The 10,783-nt window shown below is 73.6% G+C and carries 13 protein-coding genes; 3 read left to right on the top strand and 10 right to left on the bottom strand.

Annotated elements, in window-relative coordinates:
• Nucleotides 1-111: 111 nt before the first annotated feature.
• The 3 genes from MYF83_RS25770 to MYF83_RS25760 form a co-directional block, all read right to left on the bottom strand.
• The gene (locus MYF83_RS25770; RefSeq protein ID WP_248963284.1) at nt 112-915 is read right to left on the bottom strand and encodes a glycerophosphodiester phosphodiesterase family protein; all 804 of its coding nucleotides are present in this window, start codon (nt 913-915) and stop codon (nt 112-114) included.
• Between the two features lie 97 nt (nt 916-1,012).
• Nucleotides 1,013-1,606, bottom strand: coding sequence for an RNA methyltransferase (locus MYF83_RS25765; protein WP_248963283.1), 594 nt, complete (start codon nt 1,604-1,606; stop codon nt 1,013-1,015).
• Between the two features lie 8 nt (nt 1,607-1,614).
• On the bottom strand, nt 1,615-2,289 hold the full coding sequence (locus MYF83_RS25760; RefSeq protein ID WP_248963282.1) for a class I SAM-dependent methyltransferase: 675 nt from the start codon (nt 2,287-2,289) through the stop codon (nt 1,615-1,617).
• A gap of 70 nt (nt 2,290-2,359) precedes the next feature.
• Here MYF83_RS25760 and MYF83_RS44455 point away from each other — a divergent pair, with 70 nt between their 5' ends.
• Nucleotides 2,360-2,476: a DUF6879 family protein gene (locus MYF83_RS44455; protein WP_372500239.1), complete on the top strand. Its 117-nt coding sequence runs from the start codon at nt 2,360-2,362 to the stop codon at nt 2,474-2,476.
• A gap of 47 nt (nt 2,477-2,523) precedes the next feature.
• Here the strand turns inward: MYF83_RS44455 and MYF83_RS25755 are convergent, their stop codons facing one another.
• The 4 genes from MYF83_RS25755 to MYF83_RS25740 all read right to left on the bottom strand — a co-directional run bounded on the left by MYF83_RS25755 (nt 2,524) and on the right by MYF83_RS25740 (nt 6,169).
• Nucleotides 2,524-3,006: a low molecular weight protein-tyrosine-phosphatase gene (locus MYF83_RS25755; RefSeq protein ID WP_248963281.1), complete on the bottom strand. Its 483-nt coding sequence runs from the start codon at nt 3,004-3,006 to the stop codon at nt 2,524-2,526.
• Nucleotides 3,007-3,213: 207 nt separating this feature from the next.
• Nucleotides 3,214-4,161: a VWA domain-containing protein gene (locus tag MYF83_RS25750; RefSeq protein WP_248963280.1), complete on the bottom strand. Its 948-nt coding sequence runs from the start codon at nt 4,159-4,161 to the stop codon at nt 3,214-3,216.
• Nucleotides 4,158-5,144 (bottom strand): DUF58 domain-containing protein, encoded by a 987-nt coding sequence (locus MYF83_RS25745; protein ID WP_248963279.1) that lies wholly within the window; start codon nt 5,142-5,144, stop codon nt 4,158-4,160. The genes MYF83_RS25750 and MYF83_RS25745 overlap by 4 nt, the downstream gene beginning before the upstream one ends.
• Nucleotides 5,141-6,169 carry an AAA family ATPase gene (locus tag MYF83_RS25740; RefSeq protein WP_248963278.1) on the bottom strand — a complete coding sequence of 343 codons (1,029 nt, stop codon included), beginning with the start codon at nt 6,167-6,169 and terminating at the stop codon, nt 5,141-5,143. The genes MYF83_RS25745 and MYF83_RS25740 overlap by 4 nt, the downstream gene beginning before the upstream one ends.
• A gap of 74 nt (nt 6,170-6,243) precedes the next feature.
• Between MYF83_RS25740 and MYF83_RS25735 the strand changes: the two genes are divergently transcribed.
• Nucleotides 6,244-6,999: a hypothetical protein gene (locus MYF83_RS25735; protein WP_248963277.1), complete on the top strand. Its 756-nt coding sequence runs from the start codon at nt 6,244-6,246 to the stop codon at nt 6,997-6,999.
• 39 nt (nt 7,000-7,038) lie between these two features.
• Here the strand turns inward: MYF83_RS25735 and MYF83_RS25730 are convergent, their stop codons facing one another.
• Nucleotides 7,039-8,286 (bottom strand): MFS transporter, encoded by a 1,248-nt coding sequence (locus MYF83_RS25730; protein WP_248963276.1) that lies wholly within the window; start codon nt 8,284-8,286, stop codon nt 7,039-7,041.
• Nucleotides 8,283-9,035: a DeoR/GlpR family DNA-binding transcription regulator gene (locus MYF83_RS25725; protein ID WP_248963275.1), complete on the bottom strand. Its 753-nt coding sequence runs from the start codon at nt 9,033-9,035 to the stop codon at nt 8,283-8,285. The genes MYF83_RS25730 and MYF83_RS25725 overlap by 4 nt, the downstream gene beginning before the upstream one ends.
• A 55-nt stretch (nt 9,036-9,090) precedes the next feature.
• On the opposite strand from MYF83_RS25725, the gene MYF83_RS25720 reads away from it, so the two are divergent.
• The gene (locus MYF83_RS25720) at nt 9,091-10,104 is read left to right on the top strand and encodes a helix-turn-helix transcriptional regulator (RefSeq protein ID WP_248963356.1); all 1,014 of its coding nucleotides are present in this window, start codon (nt 9,091-9,093) and stop codon (nt 10,102-10,104) included.
• On the opposite strand, the gene MYF83_RS25715 is transcribed toward MYF83_RS25720, so the two are convergent.
• A complete protein-coding gene (locus tag MYF83_RS25715) occupies nt 10,082-10,576 on the bottom strand; it encodes a universal stress protein (protein WP_248963274.1) in 495 nt (164 codons plus the stop codon). The two genes, MYF83_RS25720 and MYF83_RS25715, sit on opposite strands and share 23 nt — an antisense overlap.
• Between the last annotated feature and the right edge of the window lie 207 nt (nt 10,577-10,783).

Raw genomic sequence — 10,783 nt, 5'->3', positions numbered from 1 at the left:
TTGGGTGCAGGGGGGGGGCGGGGGGGCTTGGGGGGGCGGGGGTAGGGGGGGGGGGGGGGGCGCCGGCGCGGGCGGCGGGGAAGCGCGCGGGGTGGCGACGTGGCGGCGGGGTCACGCGTGGGCGGCGGGCCGGCGCGGATGCCACTGGCCACGGGTGCGCAGGACGTCGCGCAGGCCCGAGATGTTGTCGGTCATGATGCCGTCGACGCCGAGGTCGAGCAGGTTCCCCATGACGCGCGGGTCGTCGACGGTCCACACGTGCACCTGCATGCCGAGGGCGTGGGCGGTGCGGACCAGGGCACGGGTGGTGACCCGCATCCCGCGGAAGCCGACCGGCACCTGCGCGCAGGGGACGCCCTCCCGGGCCAGGCCGCCGAGCAGGCGGCCGTATCCCGAGCCCATCGCGGCGGCGCGCAGGCGGGCCACGCCGCGCGGGCCGAGCGCCGAGCAGATCGGGCGGCCGACCGCCATGCGGGCCCTGGCCAGCCGCATGTCGGAGAAGGAGGTCAGGCAGACCCGGTCGTAGGCGTTGGTGCGGCGGATCGCCTCCGCCAGCGGGCCGATCGCCGGGGCCTCCTTGACGTCGATGTTGACGCGCACGTCGGGCCAGGTGCCGAGCAGCTCCTCCAGCAGCGGGATCTCCTCCACGCCGCCGATGCGGGCCCGGCGCACCTCGCGGTAGGGCAGCGCCGCCACCCGGCCGTGGCGGTCGGTCACGCGGTCGAGGGTGTGATCATGGAAGGCCAGCAGCACGCCGTCGGCCGTGGCGTGCGCGTCGGTCTCCAGGTAGGTGTACCCCATCTCGACGGCCCGGGAGAAGGCGGCCATGGTGTTCTCGCGGCCTTCGGCGGCTCCGCCCCGGTGGGCGAAGGCGAGCGGCCCCGGATGGTCGAGGAACGGGAAGCGGCGTTGCACGACGAGGAGTATCCCCTGTGTAGGGCTGTCACGTCAGCCTACCTGGATGAACATTTGGGTCACGAACGCCCCTGACGTCCCCCTTGGGGGCCGGGGCTCAGCCGTCGCCGGAGGTCTCCTCCCCAGCTCCCGCGGCGCCGGCCGGCACGGTGCCGGAGGCCCACTCCTGGCGCCGGACCTCGGCCAGGACGATCGCGGCGGCGACCCCGACGTTGAACGAGCCGACCCGGCCGACCTGGGGGATGTAGAGCACCTCGTCGACGGCCTCCAGGAGGGCGGGGGAGCAGCCGTGGTCCTCGCTGCCGAGCACCAGGCACACGTCGCGGTCGAGCCTCGCCTGGGGGAGCGGCACCGCGTCGCCGGTCAGCTCGACGGCGATCACGGTGTAGCCGCCCTCCTTGGCGGCCCGTACGGCCTCGACGGCGGGGACGGGCTCGTGCCAGGGGACCAGCCGGTCGGTGCCGAGGGCGGTCTTCTGCGCCTTGGGGTTGGTGGGCGGGGTGGTGTTGCCGGCCAGCCAGAGCTCGTCGGCGCCGAACGCGGCGGCCGTGCGGAAGATCGATCCGACGTTGAACGGGCCGGTCACCGACTCCAGGATCAGCGACAGCCGTTTCTCGGTGCCCCGGCGCCAGGTGCGGTTGAGCCGCTTGACGTCGGTCGGGCGCAGCTGCCTGCGGGTGCCTGTGCTCATCGGGTGCTTCATCGCTCCTCGTTGTTGGCGGCGCCGCCTGCGGAAACGTCATCTGCGGTGTCGCGGGCCGCGCCCGGCTCGCGCGCGGCGACCCGCAGCACCCGGTACGCCGACCGGGAGGCCTCCCGCGTGGTGGCCCAGCCCTGGCCGCCGAGCCAGCGCTGCAGGGAGTCCGAGCCGAGGTGCTTCTGCACGACCAGGTAGGCCGTGCCGCCGGGGGCGAGCCGGTCGAGCCAGCGGGCGAGCATGGCGTGGAGGGCCGGCTTACCGATGCGGATGGCCGGGTTGGACCAGATCGCCGAGAACCGCACCTCCGGCGGCACGTCGTCGACGTGCACCGACCTTACTTTGTCAAGGCCGGCGGCCCGGGCATTGCGCTCGCACAACTCGATCGAGCGCCGGTTGACGTCCACCGCCCACACCGTCGCCCCGGGCGCCCGCGAGGCCATGGTCAGCGCGATGGGCCCGTACCCGCAGCCGAGGTCGAGCAGATCGCCCTCCTGGGGTGGCGGCGGCACGCTCTCCAGGAGCACCCGGGTGCCCGGGTCGAGCCGGCCCGGGGAGAAGACGCCGCTGTCGGTGGCCAGGCGCAGGTGAAGGTCGGGCAGCACCACGTCGACCGTGCCCGGCCGGGCGGCCGCTCCGGGCCGCTCCTCGAAGTAATGTGCCCCCTTGGACGTCACGTGCAGAGACGTTACCAACCGCGGAGCGGTGCTCGTGATCCGCGTTCCAGGTTGCCGCGGTGCGTCGCCGGTGGCCCGGCCCGACAGCACCGCCTGCACTTCCGACCCCGGCACCGCCGCCCAGGTCGTCGCGGCGTTCGAGATGGTCTGGGAGCGGGCTGTCCCGCACGCCGAGTACACGGTGTGAGCCGTGTGGATCGCACCCCCGTCGGGGAGTGCGAGCCTGTGCGGCGTTCAGGAGGTGCGTTCTTTGAGGCCCTTGCGGATCTCATCGAGTAGTCCCGGGACGGCCGCCTCGATGAGGTCGCGGCACTCCTCGAAGTCGGCCTTTCCCCCGTAATACGGATCGGGCACGTTCATGTCAGCGGCACTCGGATCGAACGAGCGCAGCAGCCGCACCCTGTCGCGCGCCTCGGCGTTCGGCGCCATCGACCGCAGGTCCCGGTAGTGCCCCTCGTCCAGCGCGACGATCAGGTCGTACCGGTCGAACCAGACCGGCCGGAACTGCTTCGCCTCGTGCGCGCTGGTGTACCCGGCCCGCCGCAGCGTGTTCACTGTCCGGTGGTCGGCCGGACCTCCCACGTGCCAGCCGCCCGTGCCGGAGCTGTCGACCTCGACCTCCAGGCCCTCCTCCTCGACGTGCCGCCTCAAGACATGCTCCGCCATTGGAGATCTACAAATATTGCCGGTGCAGACGAAGGTCACGCGGTAGGTCATGCGCCCCAGTTTGCCGCAACTGGATCTGGGCGGCGTACCGGCCGTTGGCCGCAGGTTTCGTTCAAGAGACGAGTTGCCTTTGGCCTAGGCCGGCCGAGGGCGACCTGAGAGGCTGCACCTTGTTCCGGCGCCCCTTGGGCATGTTGATCCGGACGTCGGCCTATCGCCGGCCGCCGGACGGCGCAGGGTCCCGGGCCCCCCGGCCGGTCACGGCAGGCGGGACCCCAGGAGCATGGCGGCACCGGCCACCAGCAGGCCGGTCAGGATGCCCGCCACGGTGAACCACTGGCCGATCTCCTGGTGCACGATCCGGTAGCCGAGCGAACTGCCGATCTGGCTGTAGACGTCGCGCAGCTCGTCGCCCGACTCGGCGGTGTAGGCCCGCCCGCTGGTGCCGTCGGCCAGGGACTGCAGCGTGGTCTTGTTGACCGGCACCTGCACGTCGCGGCCGTCGATGCTCACCGTGCCGTCCGGCGTGCCGTAGGCGATGGTGGAGACCGGCACGTGGAAGCCCGCCGCGGCCTGGATGGCCTCGTTGACCGACCGGCCGGAGGTGTTGTCGCCGTCGGACAGCAGCACGATCGCCGAGGGCGGCGGGTCGGTCACCGCCCGCTGGTCGAACGAGCGCACGGCGTCCAGCGAGTTGAACACCGCCTCCCCGATGGCGGTGCCGGGACGGGTCGACAGGTTGCCGATGGCGGTGATCACCGCCAGGTGGTCGGTGGTCGGCGAGATGACCACCGACGCGGAGCGGGCGAAGGAGACCAGGCCCACATTGAACCGCTCGGGCAGGTCCTTGACGAACTGCTGTGCGGCCTGCTGGGCCGCCACCAGCCGGGTCGGGGAGACGTCGGCGGCCTCCATCGACAGCGAGATGTCCACCGCGATGATGATCGTCGCACGGTCCCTGGGCACACGGGTGGCGTCGGCCGGCCGGGCGGCGGCCGTGATCAGCAGGGCCATCATCAGCAGGAACAGGGCCGCGGGCACGTGCCGCCGCCACCCGGGGCGCTCGGGGGCGACCAGGCTCAGCAGCGCGAGGTTGGTGAACCGCACGGCGTACCGGCGGCGGGCGAACTGGGTGTAGACGTAGGCGCCCACGATCAGGGCGAGCGCCGCGAACAGCCACAGCCAGCCCGGAGACAGAAAGATCACGCGCCTGCCCTCCTGGTGGGATGCCGCCCGGCGAGGTGGGCCGTGCGCCGGTGCCTGAGCGTGTACTGGGCGATGTCGTACACCCAGTCGCGGTCGGTGCGCAGCACCAGGTGACCGGCCCCGCAGCGGCGCAACGCCACGTGGGTCGCCGCCCGCTGCGCCGCGGCGGCCTCGGCGTAGGCGCGGCGGATCTTGGGAGTGAGGAGGACCTCCCGCGTCCGCCCGGTCTCGGGGTCGGTGAGGGCCACCAGGCCCACATCGGGCAGCTCCAGCTCGCGCGGGTCGAGGACCTCCACGGCGAGCACCTGGTGGCGGGCGGCCAGGCGGCGCATCGGCCGCTCCCAGTCGCGCTCGGACTCCGGATCGCCGTTCTTGCCGAGATCGAGGAAGTCGGACACGATCACCCGCAGGCCGCGCTTGCGCCGGGCCTTGCCGAGCAGGTCGATGGCCTCGGCCAGGCGGGTGGGCCCATGGCCGGGAGCCCCGCGAGGGGCGTCGAGCAGGGTCTGCAGCAGCGCGTACATCGCCGGGCGGCCCGTGCGGGCGGGCAGGCGGTGGATCTGGTCGCCGTGGATGACGTAGGCGCCGAAACGGTCGCCGATGCGGCTGGTCAGGAAGCCGACGGCGCCCACGGCGGCGACGACCAGGTCGCGCTTCTCCATGGCGGCGGTGCCGAAGTCCATGCTCGCCGACAGGTCGGCCAGCACCCAGGTCTCCAGCTCGCGGTCGGCGACCAGGTCGCGGACGTGCGGGATGGTCGTGCGGGCGGTGACCGACCAGTCCATGCGGCGCACGTCGTCCTCGCCGGGCACGTAGACCCTGCTGTCGCCGGGCTCGCTGCCCGCGCCCGGCAGCAGGCCCTGGTGCTGGCCGTGGAGCAGCCCGTCCAGGCGGCGCACCACGGTCAGCTCCAGCCGCCGCAGGGCGTGCTCGGGACTCCTCCCGTGTCCGGCGTCCCGCCCGGGGGCGTGCGCGCCGGTCACCGCTGCGCCTGGTTCCAGACGACGAGAGGAGGCGGCACGGAGGCCAGGATCTGGCGCACCACGTCCTCGGGGTCGACGCCGTCGGCCAGCGCGTCGAACGTCAGCATCAGCCGGTGGCCCATGACGTCCACGGCGACGTCGCGCACGTCGTCGGGCAGCAGGTAGTCGCGGCCGCGCAGCAGCGCCAGGGCGCGGCCGGCCGCCACCAGGCCCAGGGTCGCACGCGGGCTCACCCCGATCTCGATGGCCTCCTCCAGGTCGCGCAGCCCGTACTCGGCGGGGGAGCGCGTCGCCATCACCAGGCGCACGACGTAGTCGGCGACGAGCTGGTGGACCGAGACCTGGTCGGCGAGCTTCTGCAGCGCCAGCAGCCGCGAGGGGTCCAGCACTCGGGCGGGCAGCGGCGGGGAGACGCTCATGCGGTGGAGGATCTCCAGCTCCTCGCTCGCCGTCGGATGGGTGACGGTCACCTTGAACAGGAACCTGTCGCGCTGCACCTCCGGCAGCGGGTAGACCCCTTCGGACTCGATGGGGTTCTGGGTGGCGAGCACGATGAACGGCCGGGGAAGCGGGTGGGTGCGCCCGGCGAGCGTGACCTGCCGTTCGGCCATGACCTCCAGCAGCGCGGACTGCACCTTGGCCGGGGCCCGGTTGACCTCGTCGGCGAGCAGGAAGTTGACGAACACCGGCCCGAGCTCCACGTCGAAGCTCTCGCTGGAGGGGTGGTACACCCGGGTGCCGACGATGTCGCTCGGCACCAGGTCGGGAGTGAACTGGATGCGGGCGAAGGTGCCGCCCACCACGGTGGAGAGGGTGGAGGCCGCCAGCGTCTTGGCGACGCCGGGCACACCCTCCAGCAGGCAGTGACCGCGCGCCAGCAGCGCCACCAGCAGCCGTTCGATCATGTGGTCCTGGCCGACGATGACGCGCCGGACCTCGGTGAGGGACTGCTGTAGGAGACGGAGGTCCGCGTCGTCGCCGTCGTTCGGCCCGGATCCGTCACTGCGCTCTTCCGCAACGGTCATGCGGCCATTCCATCAAACACGGCGCAAAGGTGCACGGCACCGTCACGGTGAGCCGGATCTCCGGGTGTGCTTTCATGGCATCCGTGGCCACTCCGCTGCAGTACGGCGACCCGCCCCGGCTGGGCGCATACGTCGTGCAGGCGCGGCTGCAGTCGCTCGCGACCGGCTTCGTGTACCTCGCGCAGGACGCCGACGGCCGCGCGGTGTCCGTCGCGCTGCTGACCAGGGGCGCCGCGCTGGACGCCGCCGCCCGCGAGCGGTTCCTGACGGCGATCCGGCAGGCGGCGCCCGCGCGCGGCGGCGTGCGCGGGTGGATGGCGCGAGCCCGCGGCCGGGGGCCGGCCGGCGCGCCGCAGGTTCTCGCGATGGACGACGGGCCGGCGCCCTGGGTGGCGGTGGCCTACACGCCGGGGGGCGTCGGCGCGGCCTGGTTCCTGCAGTCGGTGCTGGTCAGCGGCACGCTCATCGGGGAGACCCACGGGCCCGACTTCGTCCCGTACTGGCTGGGCGACCGGGCCCCCGCGGTCCCGGCCCCGCCGCCGCCCGCGCCGCCTCCGGTGGAGACCCGGCGTGCCGTGCTGTTCGCGCTGTCGGCCCTGGTGGTGCTGCTGGTGCTGACCGGGGCGATCGCCTGGCTGCTGCTGGGCCGGGGCGACGAGGACCCGCCGCCGTCGCGCCCGCTGCCGCCGACGATGTTCGTGCCGACGCCGCCGCCCCTGCCTTCGCCGAACGACACCCTCAAGCCCTCGCCGACCCCTTCTCCGGGGGACAGCGGCACGGTCTCCCCGCGGCCGAGCCTGCCGGGCGAAGACCTCGGCGACCCCATCTGACGGCCCGAGCCGGCGCCGTCCGAGGGCTCGCGCCGGGCGTCAGCGGCCGCGCGGGCGCACGGCCGGGGCGGCCAGGGCCACGAACAGCGCGAGCATCGCCGGGATGGCCAGAGCGCGCGGCAGCCCCAGCAGCTCCGACGCGGCACCGATCAGCACCGGCCCGGTGAGGAAGCCCAGGTAGCCCAGGGTCGCCACCCGGGCGAGCGCCTGCCCGGCGCGGGCCGGGTCGCGGTTCCCGGCCGCCGAGAACACCTGCGGGACGATGCAGGACAGGCCCGCGCCGAAGCAGCCGAACCCGATCACCCCGGCCAGCGGGTGGCCGATCAGCAGGGCCGCCGACAGGCCGGCCCCTGCCAGCGTCCCGCAGCAGCGCACCAGCGCGACCGGGCCGAGGCGGGCCGCCAGGCGGTCGCCGAGCAGGCGCCCCGTGGTCATCGCGATCGAGAAGGCGGCGTAGGCGGCGGCGGCGAAGCCCGGCGAGCTGCCGAGGTCCTCGCGCAGGTAGACCGATCCCCAGTCGGCGGACGCGCCCTCGCCGACCATGCAGAACAAGCCGAGCAGGCCGAGCAGCAGCACTCCGCGGGCCTTCCCTGCGTGCCCGCCGTCCGCCGCCGGAAGCGGGTCCGGGCGGCTGTCGCCGGGAGTGTCCTGCGGATGCCGGTCGGCGCCGGTCAGGCTTCCTGGACGCTCGTCCGGCCGGCTCCGGCGGCCCGCGCCGCGAAGGAGCCGGTGGGAGGCCAGGGCCGCCAGCGCCGCCAGCAGGACGGCGACGGCGGCGAAGGTGGGCAGCGGGGCGATCCCGGCGTGGGCGGACAGGCCGCCGAGGGCGGCGCCGAGGAAGCCGCCGATGCTGAACACGGCGTGGAAGGAGGACATCAGCGGCCGGCCCCGGTCGCGTTCGACCTCGACGGCGCCCGCGTTCATGGCGACGTCCAGCATGCCGTGCGCGGCGCCGAACAGGGCGAGCGAGGCCGCGAGCGAGGGGAGATCCGGCATGGCGGCCGGCGGCAGCAGCACGGCGGCCTGGCAGAAGGCCAGCGGGATCATCACCCGGGCGCTGCCATAGCGGTCGACCAGCCGCCCGACGACCTGCATGCCGGCGAGCGCGCCCGCCGCGATGGCCAGCAGGGCGAGGCCGAACACCCCGTCGCCGAGCGCCAGCCCTTCCTTCAGGGCCGGGATCCGGGAGGTCCACACGCCGATGGCCATGCCGGGGATCAGGAACATGATCGACACCGCCAGGCGGGAGCGGTGCGGCGCGATGTCGCGCTTGAGCGTGACCGTCATGCGGCGAGGCGCACGGTGACGCCGGCGGCGGTGAGGGTCTCGCGCTGGTCGCGCGGGATGCCCGCGTCGGTGACCAGCACGTCGACGCGGCCGGGCGGGCAGACCGTGGCGAATGCCGTCTGGCGGAACTTGGAGGAGTCGGCGGCGACGATGACCCGGCGGGAGGAGGCGATGGCGGCCTGCTTGACCGCGACGTCCTCCAGGTCGTGGGCGGTGACCCCGTGCTCGGCCGACAGCCCGCAGCAGCCGATGATCGCGGTGTCGAAGCGCAGGGACCCGATGGTGTTGACGGCGAGGGGACCGGCGATGTTGAGCTCGCCGTGCCGTACCTCACCGCCGGGGAGCACCATCCGTATCCGGGGGGCGTCGCTGAGGGCCTGGATCACCTGGACCGACAGCGGCAGCACCGTGAGCCTGCGGTCGCGGATGTGGCGCGCGATCGCCAGGGCGGTGGTGCCACCGTCGAGCACGACGGCCTCGCCGTCGGCCAGCAGGCTCGCGACCTCGGCGGCGATGCGGTTCTTGCTGTCGGGCTCCTCGTGCTCGCGCACGCCGAAGGGCGGCTCCTCGCCGCGGAGCAGCAGGCTCTGCGCGCCGCCGCGGACGCGCCGGACGACGCCCTGCTGGGCCAGCTCGTCGAGGTCCCGGCGGATGGTCATCTCCGAGACGCCGTGCTCGGCGGCGAGCTCCGCGACAGACACGCTGTCCGCTGTCATCAGGGCGTCCATGATCGCCCGCAATCGATCCATGCGTTCATATGAACATTTTTGGTGTTTGTTTGGCAAATCAGGGACAATGGCGGATGTGCGAGCAAGTCGGCTTCTCTCCCTCCTGCTGCTCCTCCAGGCGCGCGGGCGGATGACGGCCGCCGAGCTGTCGGAGGAGCTCGAGGTGTCCGTGCGCACCGTCTACCGCGACGTGGAGGCGCTGTCGTCCTCGGGCGTCCCCGTCTACGCCGACCGGGGGCCGGCGGGCGGCTACCAGCTCCTGGACGGCTACCGCACCCGGCTCAACGGCCTGACCGCCGAGGAGGCCTCCTCGCTGTTCCTCGCGGGACTGCCCGGCCCGGCCGCCGAGCTCGGTCTGGCCGACGTGGCCGCCGCGGCCGAGCTCAAGCTGCTCGCCGCCCTGCCGCCCGAGCCGCGCTCCCAGGCCTCCCACATGCGCGAGCGGTTCCTGCTGGACGTGCCGGGCTGGTACCGCGACGCCGACGACGTGCCCCACCTGGGCGAGGTCGCCGACGCGGTCTGGGAGGGACGCAAGCTGCGCATGGTCTACCGCCGCTGGGGCCCGGCGGAGGTGGAGCGGCTGGTCAGCCCGTACGGCCTGGTCCTCAAGGGCGGCTCGTGGTACATGGTCGCGGCGCCCGACGGCGCGGCGGCGCGCACCTACCGCGTCTCGCGCATCCTGTCGCTCGAGGTGCTGCCCGACCGCTTCACCCGGCCGGAGGGCTTCGATCTGGGCGAGTTCTGGCAGACCTACGCGGCCGAGTTCCGCGACCGCATGTACACCGCCGAGGCCACCGTGCGGCTGGCGCCCGGTGGGGAGGACCTGCTGCGCTACACGATGGGAACACGGCCGGTCGACACCGCGCTGGCGGAGGCCGGACCGCCCGGCCCGGACGGCTGGAGGGTGCTGCGGGTGCCCGTCGAGTCGGTCAGGCACGCCTGCTGGCAGCTGCTGCGCCTTGGGGCGCGACTGGAGGTGCTCGAGCCGCCCGAGCTGCGCGAGATGATGGCCGCCACGGTGTCGGAGCTGGCCGCCATGTACGGTGACGCCGCCGCGCCCGCGCAGGTCAGCCGGTCGGCGCCACGCTGAGGGTCATCTCGCAGGACGGGTACGCCGGCACCGGGACCGTGCGGGGCGAGACGACCACGACCGGGCACGGAGCCCCCATGATGCACGCGGCGAGCACCGGCGTGGCGGCGACGGGCGTGCCGGGCTCGGGGTCGCGGATGCCGAGCACGAGCAGCGCGGCGCCCGCGCAGTGGGTCAGCAGCACCTGAGCGGGCGGTCCGTGCGCCACGATGGGCTCGATCGAGGGCGCCACGTGGACGACGATGCGGCGCGTCTGCTCCTTCGCGGACGCGTACTCCTCGTCATGCGAGCGCCAGGTGCCCATCGGCGCGTAGGAGGCACGGTGCTGTCCCGACCACTGCCAGGCGTGCACCGGTTCGATCGTCGCCCCCCGGAGCCGGGCCTCGCCTAGCGCCCAGCGCAGGGCGGCCGTCGCGGCGGGGGAGTGGCTCACGCCCACGACGATGCGTGGCCGAGTCGTGTTGTGCGTCACGGGGACCTCCTCCCCATCGAGCATCCCGCGTGCGGGGTGACGTGCCATCAAAGCCCCGGGAAAATAACCATTAAATGTCACATTCCTCGCACGATTCATCACGCTCCGCGGTGAGAGGGTGACCGGATAATCCCTTTGCGGGGGAATTGGCGCGCTTGCGACGATGTCTCGCGTGTATCTCGCCGCCTTCGTCGGCTCGTGCTTCCT

Origin of the sequence: Sphaerisporangium perillae (assembly GCF_023276435.1) — a bacterium.
GTDB lineage: Bacteria > Actinomycetota > Actinomycetes > Streptosporangiales > Streptosporangiaceae > Sphaerisporangium > Sphaerisporangium perillae.
This window is presented reverse-complemented; position numbering and strand designations above follow the sequence as displayed.

Coding starts and splice junctions, on each gene's coding strand:
- MYF83_RS25740 (WP_248963278.1), bottom strand. CDS start 6,169: ATGACCGTTGCGGAAGAGCGCAGTGACGGATCCGGGCCGAACGACGGC.
- MYF83_RS25765 (WP_248963283.1), bottom strand. CDS start 1,606: ATGAGCACAGGCACCCGCAGGCAGCTGCGCCCGACCGACGTCAAGCGG.
- MYF83_RS25755 (WP_248963281.1), bottom strand. CDS start 3,006: ATGACCTACCGCGTGACCTTCGTCTGCACCGGCAATATTTGTAGATCT.
- MYF83_RS25725 (WP_248963275.1), bottom strand. CDS start 9,035: ATGGATCGATTGCGGGCGATCATGGACGCCCTGATGACAGCGGACAGC.
- MYF83_RS25735 (WP_248963277.1), top strand. CDS start 6,244: ATGGCATCCGTGGCCACTCCGCTGCAGTACGGCGACCCGCCCCGGCTG.
- MYF83_RS25730 (WP_248963276.1), bottom strand. CDS start 8,286: ATGACGGTCACGCTCAAGCGCGACATCGCGCCGCACCGCTCCCGCCTG.